14 protein-coding genes are annotated in these 14,866 nt (G+C 42.7%); all 14 read left to right on the top strand.

Annotated features, from left to right (window positions below; translation table 11 throughout):
• Nucleotides 1-4: 4 nt before the first annotated feature.
• The 14 genes from ACFILY_RS04535 (at nucleotide 5) to ACFILY_RS04470 (ending at nucleotide 14,788) form a co-directional block, all read left to right on the top strand.
• Nucleotides 5-1,129, top strand: a complete 1,125-nt coding sequence (locus tag ACFILY_RS04535) for a N4-gp56 family major capsid protein (RefSeq protein ID WP_375637956.1) — start codon at nucleotides 5-7, stop codon at nucleotides 1,127-1,129.
• A gap of 23 nt (nucleotides 1,130-1,152) precedes the next feature.
• Nucleotides 1,153-1,533, top strand: coding sequence for a hypothetical protein (locus ACFILY_RS04530; RefSeq protein ID WP_375631674.1), 381 nt, complete (start codon nucleotides 1,153-1,155; stop codon nucleotides 1,531-1,533).
• 11 nt (nucleotides 1,534-1,544) lie between these two features.
• Entirely contained in the window at nucleotides 1,545-2,252 is a 708-nt protein-coding gene (locus tag ACFILY_RS04525) for a hypothetical protein (protein WP_375673279.1), read from the top strand.
• A 1-nt stretch (nucleotide 2,253) separates the two neighbouring features.
• Entirely contained in the window at nucleotides 2,254-3,711 is a 1,458-nt protein-coding gene (locus ACFILY_RS04520) for a hypothetical protein (RefSeq protein ID WP_375673278.1), read from the top strand.
• Nucleotides 3,711-4,136, top strand: coding sequence for a hypothetical protein (locus ACFILY_RS04515; RefSeq protein ID WP_375631669.1), 426 nt, complete (start codon nucleotides 3,711-3,713; stop codon nucleotides 4,134-4,136). The genes ACFILY_RS04520 and ACFILY_RS04515 overlap by 1 nt, the downstream gene beginning before the upstream one ends.
• Nucleotide 4,137: 1 nt before the next feature.
• Complete coding sequence (locus ACFILY_RS04510) at nucleotides 4,138-5,076, top strand: hypothetical protein (protein ID WP_375645337.1); 939 nt, start codon at nucleotides 4,138-4,140, stop codon at nucleotides 5,074-5,076.
• 66 nt (nucleotides 5,077-5,142) lie between these two features.
• The gene (locus tag ACFILY_RS04505) at nucleotides 5,143-6,546 is read left to right on the top strand and encodes a hypothetical protein (protein WP_375673276.1); all 1,404 of its coding nucleotides are present in this window, start codon (nucleotides 5,143-5,145) and stop codon (nucleotides 6,544-6,546) included.
• Nucleotides 6,546-8,729: a hypothetical protein gene (locus tag ACFILY_RS04500; RefSeq protein WP_375673275.1), complete on the top strand. Its 2,184-nt coding sequence runs from the start codon at nucleotides 6,546-6,548 to the stop codon at nucleotides 8,727-8,729. The genes ACFILY_RS04505 and ACFILY_RS04500 overlap by 1 nt, the downstream gene beginning before the upstream one ends.
• 16 nt (nucleotides 8,730-8,745) lie before the next feature.
• Nucleotides 8,746-9,393, top strand: a complete 648-nt coding sequence (locus ACFILY_RS04495) for a transglycosylase SLT domain-containing protein (RefSeq protein WP_375631661.1) — start codon at nucleotides 8,746-8,748, stop codon at nucleotides 9,391-9,393.
• Between the two features lie 12 nt (nucleotides 9,394-9,405).
• Nucleotides 9,406-10,407, top strand: a complete 1,002-nt coding sequence (locus ACFILY_RS04490; RefSeq protein ID WP_375645334.1) for a phage tail protein — start codon at nucleotides 9,406-9,408, stop codon at nucleotides 10,405-10,407.
• A gap of 8 nt (nucleotides 10,408-10,415) precedes the next feature.
• Nucleotides 10,416-11,429 carry a phage tail protein gene (locus ACFILY_RS04485; protein ID WP_375673273.1) on the top strand — a complete coding sequence of 338 codons (1,014 nt, stop codon included), beginning with the start codon at nucleotides 10,416-10,418 and terminating at the stop codon, nucleotides 11,427-11,429.
• A 7-nt stretch (nucleotides 11,430-11,436) separates the two neighbouring features.
• A complete protein-coding gene (locus ACFILY_RS04480; protein WP_375637890.1) occupies nucleotides 11,437-12,570 on the top strand; it encodes a phage tail protein in 1,134 nt (377 codons plus the stop codon).
• A gap of 9 nt (nucleotides 12,571-12,579) precedes the next feature.
• Nucleotides 12,580-12,801 (top strand): hypothetical protein, encoded by a 222-nt coding sequence (locus ACFILY_RS04475; RefSeq protein ID WP_375637969.1) that lies wholly within the window; start codon nucleotides 12,580-12,582, stop codon nucleotides 12,799-12,801.
• 22 nt (nucleotides 12,802-12,823) lie between these two features.
• Nucleotides 12,824-14,788, top strand: a complete 1,965-nt coding sequence (locus tag ACFILY_RS04470) for an alanine-zipper protein (RefSeq protein WP_375637968.1) — start codon at nucleotides 12,824-12,826, stop codon at nucleotides 14,786-14,788.
• The last annotated feature ends 78 nt before the right edge of the window (nucleotides 14,789-14,866 follow it).

Here is a 14,866-nt window from a genome sequence, read left to right as displayed (position 1 = left end):
ATCAATGGCAATAACACGTATACCTATTAATGATGCTCAAGCGGTGAAAGCTTGGTCAAAGAGATTAAATTATGAAGCGTCTAAAGCGCTTGATATTGAACCATTAATGGGAGAAGGCTCCAATAGTATCATTCAAGTCAAAAATGAACTTAGGAAAGAAGGTGGAGATTGTGTTACGTTTAGCTTACGAGCACAGATTATGGGGCGTGGTGTAAGCGAGGGTGAAACGCTTAAAGGCAATGAAGAGGCACTCCAATTCCTTCATGATAAACTTTATATCAATGAACTTAATAACGCTGTTTCAACAAAAAATAAAGGTACGATTGATCAACAACGTATTTTGTTTAGTTTACGCGACGAAGCACATAAGGCATTGGTTGATTGGTTTGCAGACCGTTTGAGTTTGATGTTTTTTCTTCAAGTTTGCGGATATACAGCGCCTACAATAAAGTTTGAAGGACGTGAAGTTGAACTTGATGAATTGTATTATGGTTTTAATGCACCGTTGGCACCAAGCAGTAAGCGTATTGTGCGACCAGAAGCCAAAACGAAAGATGAAGACGTAAAAGAGCTGGCAAAACACGGTTTTAGTCTTAAGCTCATAGATGAAGCTGTTAAAGTTGCAAAGTTGGCTAACCCCAAAATCAGACCAGTACGGGTTGGTGGTTCCAATGTCTACGTGATGTATCTTCATCCCATACAAGTTATGCAATTGCGTACCAATACAGATACTGGTCAATGGCTTGATATACAAAAGGCAGTTTATTCAGGTTCGCGCGCGAAGAACCCGATTTTTGATGGTTCACTAGGCATGTATAATGGTGTGATTTTACGAGAATCCGAACATGTAACCCATGGTGTTAAATCCGATGGTAGTGTTGAAGAAAATGTCCGCCGTGCTGTATTACTGGGTGCACAGAGTGCGATGCTTGCCTTTGGAGCAGAAAATCAAGATACGCGCTATAAATTGGTTGAAGAGCTTGATGATTATCAACGGGTATATGGTGTTGCAGCTAAGACAATCATAGGCATGAAGAAAACACGTTTCCAAATGCCTGGAAGAGGACAAAATGCGCAAGATTTCGGAACCGTTGTTGTTTCAACTTGCACAGGCGAAAAGCCTTCTTAATTTTCAAAGAAAGGAAATAAAACATGGCAGAAGGATTACCACAACCCCTACAAGGGAGAAACTTGGTTACGCAACAAGTGAGTTTTTTTCGCTTGAACATCTCGTATAAAGATAAGCATTTGACACGCAAAATCGGGACTTTACCACGTGGTGCAATGATCCTTTCGATTAAAGCGTTTGTGAAGACAGCGTTTTCGGATGCGAAATTAAAGATAGGTAGCACCTATGGTGGTAATGAGTTTAGTGAAAAGGACATCAAAACCCAAAGCACTCAAGATTTTACATCAACCAACCAAAAAGAGTTTGTTCCAGAAGATCAAGAGCTTACGCTTTATGCAACACGGGATAAAACAACCGCGGCTGGAGAGTGTGTTGTGGTGGTGCAATTCGTGACCAATCGTTGAGAGGTATTTTGATGACACGTCATTATATTCGGGTTAAGACCGGAGGACCGATACCTGTAAAGCGAGATGTTTATCGTCATAAGAGAACACTTTCGCACTTAGTGTCGGTTATTCAAGATGAGATTGATGACATAGCCGATGAGTATGTTCAACAAATCCAAGAAAGCATTTTTGCAGCCATTCGTTTTTGTGAACGAGAGACTTTTTACTTTAACGAAAGCCGTGATGTGGTGTTTGAGACACGGGCGGGACAAGGTGTTTATGATGCAAGCACTACCCGCCCTATTGAAACAGCTGTTAAAATAAAAAACGTTTATCTAAGCTCTGATCAACATCATAAGTTTGCATTGGAGTGTAAGGACCATGTTTCTTTAGAGCCTTTGTTATCATCAGAGCAGCAAGGAACGCCGGTTTGTTACAGTTATTTTGATAGGAAATTACATCTTTATCCCACGCCAGATAGAGCCTATCAAATTCAACTCATTCTCTCTCCATTGCGTTTATCAGAGATAGAGAGTGTCGATGAGGAGCACCCATGGTTTGTGCACGCGTTTGATTTGATTAAGGCGCGTGCAAAATACGAACTTTACAAGAATATCTTGAAAGACCCCGATTGTGCAACGGCAGCTTACAATGACTTTAACGAACAGTTGCATGAATTGCGTGCAGAGACGTCTCAACGTCATAACGTGACCAGAATAATACCAACGGATTTCTAATATGGTTTATTTTCCAGTAGCCGATTACAGACCAGATGTTTCGGTCGTCAACGGCAGTTTTACGGATAGCCTTGTGAATGTTTTACCGGCAGATGGTGGTTACATACCCATGCCAAGTGCAATGGTTGTTTCTAATCCTTTGGAAGAAAAACCTTTGGGTTCAATCGCCTTTAGAAGCGGTAATGGTGTTAAGATAATCGTAGGAGGAGCTAAAAAGCTTTATGCTTATGATAGCCAAACGCGTGGTTGGCAAGACATCAGTCAAAATGGTGTGACGTATCAGGCAAATGATGAGAACAAATGGTCGTTTGCGTTGTTCGGTGATGCTGTCATTGCGGTGAATAAAAATGATAAACCGCAAGTTTTCAAGGTTCGCAATTCCCAACGATTTGAAGATTTAGGAGGCAATCCCCCCAAAGCAGGTTTGGTGAAAGTTTGGGGCGATTTTGTTTGTTTGATGCAATTGACAGATAATCCTAATCGTATCCATTGGTCAGGTCTCAATGATGCGACCCATTGGACGGTTGGTGTTAAAGATTGTTATTATCATAACTTTAATGATGGTGAACATGTGCAGGGTGCAACAGAATCGAGCAATCCAATCGTTTTTCTACGTTCTGCTGTTTATGCCGGTTCTTTTACGTTAGGGTCTAAGGTTCCGTTCATTTTTCAAAAGCTACAAGACAAGCGTGGAGCAAGAAGTGCAGCATCTATAGCCTGTCGTGGTAGTGATGCCTTTTTTGCTGGTGATGGCGGCTTTTATCAAATGAGTTTGGATGGTCAACTTTTATCGATAGGCTTTGAAAAGGTCGACCGAACGGTGTTTTCGACCTTTGATAAGCTTGCTCTTGATGAGATGCAAGCGGTGATAGACCCTGTCCATAATCGCGTTTACTGGTCCTTAAAAAGTTACAATAACGAGCAAACGACCTTTGTTTATGATTGGGGCTTGCAGAAATGGTCGACACTACAGGGAGAGCTTTTCACGTTCTTTCCAGTGTTTACAACAGGTTATACTTTAGAACAGTTAGATGAGATTTCGATCAATCTTGAGGCATTGCCGGCTTCTTTAGACAGCCCTCGTTGGCAAAGTGGCGCGCCAATGCTTGGTGCTTTTGATGATAACAATCGGCTTGTTATGTTTACGGGAGCACCGATGGAGGCAACGGTTGTTTCGCAAGAAATGGGGGCACCGGATGGAAGTTTTAACTTTATCACGAAAATGTTTGCCGAAGTTGATACGACGGAAGGTTTTTTAAGCATAGGGGAGCGTCGGCTTCGCAATAATCAGACACCAATCACATGGCATAAGGAGAGGGTGTGTTCGTATGTCACGGGCGCTTATCATGGGCGTTCGCGCAATCGTTATCACCGCTTTAAATTGCGCATTCCTGAAGGCATTCATTGGAACCATATTACGGGATTTAATGTGGATTTACGTCCTTTAGGCAGAGGGTAATGGCAAAAGTCTTTTTGACCACGTCTTGGGATATGGAGCGTATAGCCCCTTATCTTGAAGAAATCATTGCATCTTTTAGAGAGTATGTAGAGCGTTTCAAACATGAAATTACGTTGCAAGAACTCATTGAAGCGATTTGCATGGGCGAGAAACAGTTATGGCTTGTTTTGGATGATGAAGAGCGCTTTTTAGCGGTCGTCACGACCCAGATACAACAGACAGTTTTAGGAAAGAAACGCGCTCTGATTTGTGAATGTAGTGGCAAGGGTGTTCTTGATTTGGTTGACAATTTGCAAGTTGTAGAGGATTGGGCGCGTGAGAATGGGGCTTCTGAAATGGAGATCTTGGGTCGTTTGGGTTGGAAACGTGCATTGGACAAGCAAGGTTACAGCATAGATATGCTTTATTACAGGAAGGAATTGTAACATGGGGAGCAAGACACCGACAACAACAGAACAAAAGCAGGTGCAGACAAGCGCTCCTCCCTCTTGGATGCAGAATGTATTTAAGCGTGGTGGTGCAGATGCGTATAACATGTATGACACAGGGATTGGGGGTAATGTGTATGGAGGACCTCGTGTTGCGCCGTTAAGTGCTCAAACCACCCAAGCCATAGGTGGTCTTGGGAGTGTCCCTCATCATTATCAAAATCGCTCTTTGATGAATACAATCTATAATCCAACGTCGGCAGCCATGAATCTTAGACATATGGCTTCTGGTGGTATGATGGGAGAAAATTCGTATTTCAAACGAGCACTTCAAGAAGCGTTAGATGACTCAGACACTCAAATTAACAGATATTTCTCAGGGATTGGTCGTTATGCAACTCCTGATCACAGAGAGGAAGTGCGGAAAGGAAGAGATTCTATATACGCTCGTGCTATGTTAGAGCAATTTAATCGTGATGCGGATCGCATGATGCAAGCCAATGCCATGATAGACCAAGCCAATCAAAATCAGTTGGGAGCATCAAATAACTTCTTACAGGGTTATGGCAATGCCTATTCCAATGCCATACAGGGGGGAGGTGTGCTTGATAATTACAATCAGAGAATTGTTGATGCCAATCGTGAACGTTGGCTGGAACAAGACAATAGCGGCTGGAATAGGTTGAATATGCTTATGAACGCCGGTCATGGCTTTGCAAGGAATTACGGCACGACGACGAATAATCATACAATCTCTAAGATAGAGGGCAATAATCCGTGGAAAAATGTAGGAACTATAGGTTCTTTAGCACTTCAAGCAGCACCGATGGCTTTTGGTTATATGGCAGGTGGTCCAATGGGAGCAGCGTTGGCAGGAGGAGCATCCAAGTTTTTTTTAAATTACATGAATCAAAAGAAAGCTCTGGAGAATAATTAAAGAATAGTTTTGTAGGAGAGTGTGATGGCATTTCCAATATTATTTCCATTATCTTTTGCAGGTTTGATGGCTGCGAGAGCTGCGCCTCATGTTTTTAGGTATCTTGCTCCTAAAGCGGTTACAGGGGCGAATAGATTGGGACAATTAATAACAAAGAACCCCGTGGGGAATTTCATAACAAAGTACCCCAAAACCTCTCTATTTATGACTGGAATGTCAGGCATTGAAAGTATGATGACACCAGAGAAAGCACAAGCCCCATCCAACCCCTATTTACAGAATAGTCTGAATCCATATGGACCATTTATGCCCTATACGGCTCCTAAAGCGGAAATGCCTCTTGGATTTGATCAACATCCACCCATGCCAAATGCACTAGAGAGTACTCCACAAGAACTAAAACCTCATGTTAATGAACAAACGCAACCATTAGCACCCGCTTCCCCAACACCGCCTTCTGAACCAACAGATGCAGAGAAATTTTTACAGTCCAATACTTATAAGTTTTTTCAATCAGATGCGTATCAGAAGCTCAAAGATCTTTTTGCAGGTATGGCGGCAGCACCCACAGATGGTTCTGGATGGGATGCGCTTGCAAGTGGTGTGAAGCATCTTAATGAAGGAGATAAGGAAAGAGGGCAGGTTAACCAGACTGTCGAGTATCTAAAGTCCAAAGGCTACAGCGAAGAAGAAGCTGCTGTCATGGCAAGGAATCCTCAAATGCTTAGTGCGATGCTAACAGGTGGTGATAAACCTCAGTTAGATAAAGGTTATGAATGGGATCCCAATTCACAACTAGGTGAACGTAGAGCGAGACCGGTTAAGGGGTCGATGCAGGAACTTGAGTATAATCAAAAACTACAATCACAGAAAGAATGGGAGGGTAGAAGGATAAAAAATATGTTCACCACCAAGCAGCAGTTGAGAGCTGGATTAAATGATCTGAAAGCTGCTTTTGAACTCATTCAAACAGGTAAGGCTACAGGATTTAAGGGGTGGTTTACGAAAAAATTTGGTGGAAGTGATGGGTACAAATTAGACAAATTATTGGAGGGAATTAGAGGTGGTGTTCTAAGGACGGTATTTGAGAATCTAAAATCAATGAGTCCTAGCGGAACAGTAGGAACTGGTCCTATATCAAATTTTGAAAGTCAGGCACTATCATCAATGTTTGGTTCTTTGGATGTTGGGCGAGATAAAGAGGGATTGGAGAGAACTTTTGAAGTAATTAAAACAGCATTTGATTTTTTCAATAGGCATAATGACCTTCAACTGTACAACGCATTAACAGGTCAACCTATAGATACGCCTCAAGAAATCTCTGATAAATATTTTGTAGATTCACCTATGTCGCAAGGAGGTAGTGCAAATATACCTATAATGAAATGGCAGGAAGGTATCGACAGAGATGATATCACTGTGTTTATAGATGCGTCTACCGGTAAGCGTATTGAAAAGGAAGAGTATTAATGAATACTTATACTAGCATTCCAGAATATGTAACATCTAAAAGTGGAAAACGTTACCGTTTGCGTGTTCTCGATGACAATTCGAGAGGTGGCACTCCAGAATATGTAACATCTAAAAGTGGAAAACGTTATCGTTTGCGTGTTCTCGATGATGCTCCGAATTTTGAAGAAACACCATCACCGCAACATCCCGAAATCACGCAAAGTGAAGCTTTTTGGAACTCTTTAAAGCATGGTTTGAGTTTTAATTTAGATGATGAGATTGCGGGGATCACAGCGGCAGGACGTGATTCTGATGATGAGTTGGCAATAAAGGCTTTTGCGAAGGGGCTTTACAACTATTGGACTGGAGATAAGAAAACCATAGAAAAATATGAGAAAGAAGCCAATAGAATACGTGATTATTATCGTAGGATGAGTGATCAACATTATTGGACTTCTTTTGCTGGAAATGCTTTAGGGTCGGCAATTCCTTCCCTTGCGACTTTAGGAGGAGGATTGTTAGCCTCAGGAGCACGCTTTGTAGCGCCTACACTTGCAAGGAATGTGGCGGGGTCAAAATTAGGTCAAGCCTTTTTGAAAGCAGGTCAGTTACCCCCAAGTCGATTTGCAAGTCCATTTTTAGGCATCACGAACAAAACAACATTACCTCATTTGCTTAAAGTAGGAGCGGCATCTGGTGCATTACATGGCGCAGGAGAAGGCGAAGGGCTTGGTAATACACTTACAAGTACGTTATCTGGTGCAGGTTTAGGAGCGGGCGGGGCATTGGTTGGAAGTGCTTTAGGTCATTTGGCTGGTTATCCGGTAAGCGGAATACGAAGACTTTTTTCTCCTTCTCATAAGGAAGGTGTTGCAACAGACACGTTAAGAGCAATCAGTAAACATTTAGGTAAGGAGGCTTCTGAAGAGCTAGGAAACTCTTTTAAGAATGCAGTTCCTACCGATTACGTAGCTGATCATAGTCCTTTTTTACAGGATCTTGTTTTTGATATCGCGAAAAGAAATCAAGGAGCTTATCTTGATTTGACTAAAAGAGCTGGGCAGAGAGCGCTGGGAGGAGGGGAGCGTATTCATCAAGCTGCTGATGAACACTTTGTTCCTCGTCAAAATGTCACAGGTTTAAAAGATGATCTTATCGCGAGTAGAGAAGCAGAATCACATACTCTTTACGAAATAGCCAAGAAAACGCCGATAGGAGAAAAATATTATGGGGCTCTTAATGATTTAATGAAGCGTCCATACTTCAAACAAGCTTATGATGAAGGACTAAAGCGGTTTATTACGGATGGCAACAACGTTAGTCCGTTTTCTTCTCAAAAATTTAGTCTCCTTAAGGAGAAACCAAACATGGGGGCTCTTCATAAGACTAAAGAGGTTGTCGATTTAATGATAAGGATCGAAAAGAGACAAGGAGATAATAGCCAAGTTCGCAGTTTAGTTGGTATCAAGAAAAAATTATTAGAGCTTATGGATGATATATCGTCTGAATATAAGAAGGGACGGGCATTATATCATCAATATAGTTCAGATGTAGATGCTATGGGCGAAGGAGAAAAAGTCCTTAGAAAGTCGGTTAATAAGGATAAATTCAGTAAAATTTTTGATGAATTACCAGAGGGACAACAAGAATACTTTAAAAAGGGATCAAGAGCAAAACTTTTACAAGGCATGGGTCAAACAAAAGATGAAGTGTCCAAGGCAAAGGAGATTTTTGGTACAAATGATCTATATGAACGATTTGCGAAGACTTATGGAGCAGATAAAGCTTCTGCTGTTAAGAAGGTTGTCGATAGAGAAGCTAATTATGCAGATTTTTATAACAGAATACCCAATCGTGTAGCGAATGAAAAGATCTCTTTTACGCATAATGTCAGTATGCCAACGGGTAAACATGATGCAGCTGTACAATTAGCAAAAGCTGCTGGGAAGGCAGCTTGGATTCCTTTCAAAGAGGCGGCGTTTAGAGAGCGTCAACGGATTGAAAAGGATGTTGTCAAATTGTTAACAGGGGGGACACAGATTAAGAATGATCAAATTGTAGCTCTCATTCAACGCATGGTAAACGCGCATCATAAGGGATATGCGACAAAAGAATGGTTCAAAAAGCTTTCTGCTGCTTTGTTTGGAGGTGGGGGAAAAGCCTCAACGGAGGAGTTGAATTTATTGAGTGCATTTGAGTAAGGGAGGAGATTAGGCTATGACCCGTTATAGTCCTGCTGTTAATCAAGCGATACGGCAAACGGCAGCGCGATATGGTTTGCCAGAGAGCTATTTGTACCGTGTTGCGCAAGTGGAAAGTGGAGGCAATCCGAATGCAAGGAATCCCCGCTCTTCTGCTGGTGGGTTGTATCAATTTATAGACAGCACCGCCAAACAATATGGTTTGCAGGATCGTTTTGACCCCATGCAAGCGGCAGATGCCATGGGGCGGTTGACGCTTGATAATCGCAATCATTTAAGCCGCCTTTTGGGAAGAGCGCCTAGTGAAGCGGAGTTGTATTTAGCCCATCAACAAGGTGCAGGAGGAGCCGCGCGTCTTTTGCAAAATCCCCATGCCAATGCGGCGCAAATTGTTGGCAGCAATGCGGTTGGCTTGAATGGTGGAAACAATGCTATGCGTGCAAGTGATTTTGTCAACCGTGTATTACAGATGTATGGTGGGCAGCCTCATAGAGCAAGTCCTACAGCGCATGGTGGCATTAGAAATAGAGACAACTTGTTAGAGGTTTTAAGGGCATTATTAGCATCACAAGAAGAGGCTTCGGAAGAAGAAGAGAGTGATGATGATAATCCTTTGATGACGCAATTCATGCGGGCGTTTTACGGACCATTTTACCGGAATTAGGATTTATGAGAGATGTCAACGATCTATGATTGGTCGCTTAGAGCGGCGGATAATACGCGCGTAGATGATTTGATTGATTGGTCCGAAGGACAGTATCCTAGCAGTGTGAATACGAGCGCCCGTGTGATGATGCAGCGCGTAAAGGAATACTTGTCAGACACGGGTGGAGAGCTTGAAGGCATTGTGACAAATGATCATGTCCAACAAACGAGTGTGATAAGACTTGCAAGCACTTCACAGTTTTTAGAGTATAAGAATGGTATCGTTTTGCGCTTTATGGCGACGGGTAAGAATGTTGGCGCAACCACGATTGTCTTAAATGCTTTAGATGGCAAGCCGGTTTATAAAGCAACAGAATTAGGCATCAGTGCATTATCGGGAGGGGAAATCCAACAGGGGTGCATTTATACATTGTTTTATAATGGAGATCATTGGCATCTTGTTAATCCTACCTCTATCCCTTTAGAAGAAGAAAGCAGTCTTTATCCCACGGGTTTTATAGGAACGTTTGGAATGCGTGGGATTCCAAAGGATTGGTTAATTTGCGATGGGAAGGCTTATTTACGTCGTGATTATCGTGATTTATTTGAGACGATAGGAACGGTTTGGGGAGAGGGGGATGGCGTTACGACGTTTAATGTTCCCGATTTTCGAGGAATGTTTTTACGGGGGCTTGATGGAGGGCGCAATATTGATGAAGGGCGTTCTTTTGCAAGTGTGCAAACAGATTTAATCGAGTCGCATCAACATCAAGGACAGAGCCTTTCGATGTCTCATTTTACCAGCAACGAAAACTTTTGGGATGGGAATACGACAGATGTATTGGGCTATCGTCTAGGCTTGTTTGGGGGGAGCTCTCTAGCGAATTTTATGGGTATAGAGCGTGAGAATTTAAGGAGTCACGTTGCAAGTCCTTATACTCTTGATGAGAACCAAGAGGTTGTTTTGGAGAGCACTGGTGAAGGCGAGACGCGTCCAGTTAATGTGAGTGTTCTGTTTGCGATTAAGACATGAGGTGTAAGATGTCGACGATCTATGATTGGTCTTTAAATGCCTCCTTGAATGCCTATTGTGATGATTTAATAGATTGGTCAAAAGGACAACGTCCTAGTAGTCTGAATAATAGTGCTCGTGTGATGATGCAGCGTGTGCGTGAATATTTATCCGATACGAGTGGTGTGATTGAAAGCACTTTTACGGTTGATGCTGAACAGCAGACGACGTTGATAAGACTTCAAAGCCAATCGCAATTTTTAGAGTATAAGAATGGGATATCAATTTGTTTTAAAGCGAAGGGTAAGAATGTTGGGGAAACCGCAATTGCCTTGAATGATTTAGCCGCTAAACCTGTTTATAAGGCGACGGAATTAGGCATTCGTGCATTATCTGGAGGCGAGCTTCAAAGGGGGTGCATTTATAGCTTGGTTTATAGGGATCATGCTTGGCAAGTTTTAAATCCTACGCCTCTCTCTTTATCACAAGAACCGGTTATTCCCATTTATCCGACAGGGACGATAGGAATTTTTGGAATGCAAGTTTTGCCAGAGGGCTGGTTACCCTGTGATGGGAAGGCTTATTTGCGCAGTGATTATCCTGCTCTTTATGAAGCGATAGGGATCAGATGGGGAGGCGCTGATAGTTGGACGAAGTTTAACGTTCCAGATTTGCGTGGTGTTTTTTTACGAGGTGTTGATGATGACCGCGAGATAGACCGCTTTCGTTATCTTGGCACTTTACAAAATGACGCTATGAGAAAGCATGATCATAGTGGTCAATCCTTTACGATTTTGAATGATGAAAATCAGGAAGAGAGTTGGTATGGTGATTTGACGATCATCTGGGGATATGTGTTGAATGAACAGCAAAGGTTGAAACTTGCTGAACGTTTGGGCGTGAGAGCAGAGGATATACGTGTGCACCATAAGCTCGCCTTTCCCCATTCCCACCTTCATATGCGTGATGTTGCATTGGCAAGTTCAGGTGTAAGTGAGACGCGCCCGATTAATATAAGTGTTGTATTTGGAATCAAGACGTGAGGTTCAGATGTCCACGATTTATGATTGGTCTTTAACGGCATCTGAGAATGGTGGTGCTGATGCTTTAATTAATTGGTCAGAGGGACAGCACCCTAACACGGTTAATAATAGCGCTCGTTTTATGATGCAACGGGTAAGTGAGTATTTATCGGATACGGGGGGTGTGCTTGAAGGGATTGTGACGGTTGATAATAACCAAAAGACGAGCGTGATAAGGCTTCTAAGCCAATCGGCATTTTTAGAGTATAAGAATGGCATATCGGTTTGTTTTAAAGCGAAGGGCAAGAATGTTGGGGCGACAACAATTGCTTTAAATAATTTAGCCGGTAAGCCCGTTTATAAGGCGACAGAAACCGGTTTATTAGCCTTATCGGGAGGAGAGATACAAGATGGCTGTCTTTATACGCTTGTGTATGATGAAGATATAACCGGTTGGCAAGTTCTCAACCCGACAAGGGGCAAAGTTTCTTCCTTAAAACGCTTACCCACTGGTCTGATAGGACCGTTTGCAATGGAACGCTTGCCGGATGGTTGGTTGCCATGTGATGGGAAGGCTTATCCGCGGCTTGTCTATTGGGATTTATTTTGTGTCATAGGAACGACGTGGGGAGAGGGGGATGGCGTTACGACGTTTAATGTTCCCGATTTTCGGGGGCTATTTTTACGGGGACTTGATAATGAACGCAATTTAGACCCTTGGCGTTCTTTTGCAAGTCTTCAAGGCTATTCTTTGAAAGGGCATGAACATTTTATAGGTCCCGCCTCTTCTGATGGTCGTTCTTCACGAAAAAAACGGGATATTTCTTCTTCTGAAGCGCCCGTGACAAGGCGAAAGAGAGCTATAGACGAAGAGTGTGTAGGTTTGAGTGGGGATGCCTTGGAAAGGTGTAATCAAGAATTTGACCAAATAGCAGGAAGTCCACAGGTAGAGACTCCCTTTTGGTTTACAGAAAAAGATAAGCCGCCGCGTTTACCTTGGTTTATCAGGAGCCCCTTTGAAAGCTTTTTAAGTTTTTCGATGCCGATTAAAGAGGGCATCTATGACAGAGCGCATCATGAACATCACCTTATGGCAGAGAGGGTTGGTGGGGTTGAAACGCGCCCCGTTAATGTGAGTGTAGTTTATGGGATCAAGACATGAGGAGTTGAAATGTCATTAAAACCGTTTGCGATATCAGAGATTAGCGACCCGTCTCAAGTACGGGTCGTTTTGTATTCGGGGGAAGTATTTGTACATGCGCCGCTTAATGGCGTTTTTGATTTACTGAAAGCAGCTTTGAAAACGGAGCTTGATGGTTCTGTGAAAGATTTAGAGAAGCGCTTAGAGGCATTAAGAGAAGAGTTTGAAGATTTGAAAGAGTGTTCATTTTAGGTTTAATGGAGGAATAAAGCATATGAAAATACCCGATCATAGTCATGAGTATCTGATACCAATAGCAACGAAAGAGGAAATCAGAGAAGGAACTTCGCAAGATAGCGTTGTTGTTCCTAAGATTTTAGGGACGGCATCTTTGTATTCGTATGAAACTTTTGCACCATTAGAACAGGTTGTTAATGCAAGGCAAGAGTCTGAAAAATCCATGGCGCGTGCAAATAGTGCGCAACAGGTTGCAGAGGAATCGAAAAGGGTTTCTGATCAAGCGCTTACAGAGGTGACGAAAACGGGTGAAGCGGTTACAGCAGCTACGACAACCGCTAATCTTGCAAAAGATACAGCGGATACAGCCAAGGGATTAGCAGAAGAATCCAAGAGTGCATCAGATGCCGCCAAGCAAATGGCAGAAGAGGCAAAAGCTCTTTCAGAACAATCCAAGAATGCTTGTGCTGAAGTCAAGGCATCTGTTGCAACTGTTAAGATAGTTGCCGAATCGGCGCAAACAGGAGTGGAACAAGCCTCGCAAACAGCTTCAGAAGCGAAGGGTTTGGCGGAATCGGCGAAAAGTGCAGCAGAGAGTGTAACAGAGAAAGTAGATCAAGCACTAAGAGAGGCTAGCGATGCAAAATCTAAAGCAGAAGGCTTAGAAACAATAGCCAATGAAGCAAAATCCACGAGTGATCAAGCAAGCCAAACCGCTTTGAGTGCAAAAAGTTTATCAGAAGAAGCCAAGGAAGTAGCCGAGACTGCGAAGTCGACAGCAGAAGAAGCGAAGAGTGTTGCGGAGCAAGCAAAAGAAGAAGCTGATACGACGAAGCAAGGGCTTGGAGAGGTCAAGAGTTCATTAGACACGGTGACAGCAACGACAAATTCTGCGAATACAGCCGCCTCTGAGGCAAAAGTGTTAGCGGAAGAAGCGAAGAGTGCATTGACAGAAGTTCAAGAGAAGGCACAGAGGAACAGTGACAGTCTTTCTGAACTTCAAAGTAAGGTAGGTTCTCTTTCCACTAATTTTTTAGAGAATGTGCGTTTTAATCAACCTAACAGAATTCTGGAAGACGATCCGGAAAATAGAAAAGGTCTTGTGATCAATAACGGTGCATGTTTTCGCTTTTATCATGGTGGTGAGAATGGGGGTAGGTACCTCTTTTACCGCGTTCCAGGGCGTGGAAGGATGACTTTTGACAAAGATCTTGAAGCAGGCAAGGATTATTATATTTATCTTATACCAACCCTCACTAATAATAATGAGATATCCTTTGAAATTTCGCAAAATCCGACGGCTCCTGATGGCTATACAGAGGATACCTCTAAAAAGATTGGTGGATTTCATACGCTTTGTGCAGATGTTGGTGAGATTGAAGATCATCCGTTATCGGGTTATCAAGCGGGGGATATTCTCCCTGATTCTGTTTGGTGTTTAAATCACCGTCCACGTAGTGATCCAGAGGGAATGGTTTACGATCCGTGGAAGAATATTTGGGTTGATATTTATCTTCAATCAGGGACAGATGAAAATACGAAGTCTGCCTATGGTGTTCCGATTACAACCAATCGTAGCTATTCTGACCATCACGTGGATTTTTCGTCTGTTAATAAGAGATTTTTGACGAGTGATGAGTTCGCGTCTTGTATGTGTGGAATCAATTCGGGAACCAGTATTATAGGCAATAAAGCGCCTTCTCCCAAAACGTCTGGAGGACACGTTGATACAGAAAATCGTCGTATGATTTCGTATATCGGTTGTGAGGATGGTTGCGGTTATGTGTGGCAATTTTTGTCTGGTTGTTATCCCGTGACGAAATGGCATACAGGGGAAAAAGGAAGCAGTTTACGTGTAGACGTAAATGTTATGTTGGGAGGAGGCGATTGGTCCGGTGATGCTAGTAATGGTGAATTTGCGCGGAATTTTGCGCATTCTCGTTATGTAGAAGATGAAAAAATAGGCGCCCGTGGATGTAGCGACCCATTTTATTATAATTAGTGCGAGATTGATTAGAACATCATTTTATCCAGCCCCACTTTTGTGGGGCTTTTTTTATGGAGCGTCAGATGAGAAAGA

The sequence above is a fragment of the Bartonella sp. CL25QHWL genome, assembly GCF_042195335.1.
Lineage (GTDB): Bacteria > Pseudomonadota > Alphaproteobacteria > Rhizobiales > Rhizobiaceae > Bartonella.
This window is presented reverse-complemented; position numbering and strand designations above follow the sequence as displayed.

Excerpts from the sequence above, each read along its gene's own strand:
- ACFILY_RS04535 (WP_375637956.1), top strand. The coding sequence starts at position 5 with ATGGCAATAACACGTATACCTATTAATGATGCTCAAGCGGTGAAAGCT.
- ACFILY_RS04530 (WP_375631674.1), top strand. The coding sequence starts at position 1,153 with ATGGCAGAAGGATTACCACAACCCCTACAAGGGAGAAACTTGGTTACG.
- ACFILY_RS04525 (WP_375673279.1), top strand. The coding sequence starts at position 1,545 with ATGACACGTCATTATATTCGGGTTAAGACCGGAGGACCGATACCTGTA.
- ACFILY_RS04520 (WP_375673278.1), top strand. The coding sequence starts at position 2,254 with ATGGTTTATTTTCCAGTAGCCGATTACAGACCAGATGTTTCGGTCGTC.
- ACFILY_RS04515 (WP_375631669.1), top strand. The coding sequence starts at position 3,711 with ATGGCAAAAGTCTTTTTGACCACGTCTTGGGATATGGAGCGTATAGCC.
- ACFILY_RS04510 (WP_375645337.1), top strand. The coding sequence starts at position 4,138 with ATGGGGAGCAAGACACCGACAACAACAGAACAAAAGCAGGTGCAGACA.
- ACFILY_RS04505 (WP_375673276.1), top strand. The coding sequence starts at position 5,143 with ATGGCTGCGAGAGCTGCGCCTCATGTTTTTAGGTATCTTGCTCCTAAA.
- ACFILY_RS04500 (WP_375673275.1), top strand. The coding sequence starts at position 6,546 with ATGAATACTTATACTAGCATTCCAGAATATGTAACATCTAAAAGTGGA.
- ACFILY_RS04495 (WP_375631661.1), top strand. The coding sequence starts at position 8,746 with ATGACCCGTTATAGTCCTGCTGTTAATCAAGCGATACGGCAAACGGCA.
- ACFILY_RS04490 (WP_375645334.1), top strand. The coding sequence starts at position 9,406 with ATGTCAACGATCTATGATTGGTCGCTTAGAGCGGCGGATAATACGCGC.
- ACFILY_RS04485 (WP_375673273.1), top strand. The coding sequence starts at position 10,416 with ATGTCGACGATCTATGATTGGTCTTTAAATGCCTCCTTGAATGCCTAT.
- ACFILY_RS04480 (WP_375637890.1), top strand. The coding sequence starts at position 11,437 with ATGTCCACGATTTATGATTGGTCTTTAACGGCATCTGAGAATGGTGGT.
- ACFILY_RS04475 (WP_375637969.1), top strand. The coding sequence starts at position 12,580 with ATGTCATTAAAACCGTTTGCGATATCAGAGATTAGCGACCCGTCTCAA.
- ACFILY_RS04470 (WP_375637968.1), top strand. The coding sequence starts at position 12,824 with ATGAAAATACCCGATCATAGTCATGAGTATCTGATACCAATAGCAACG.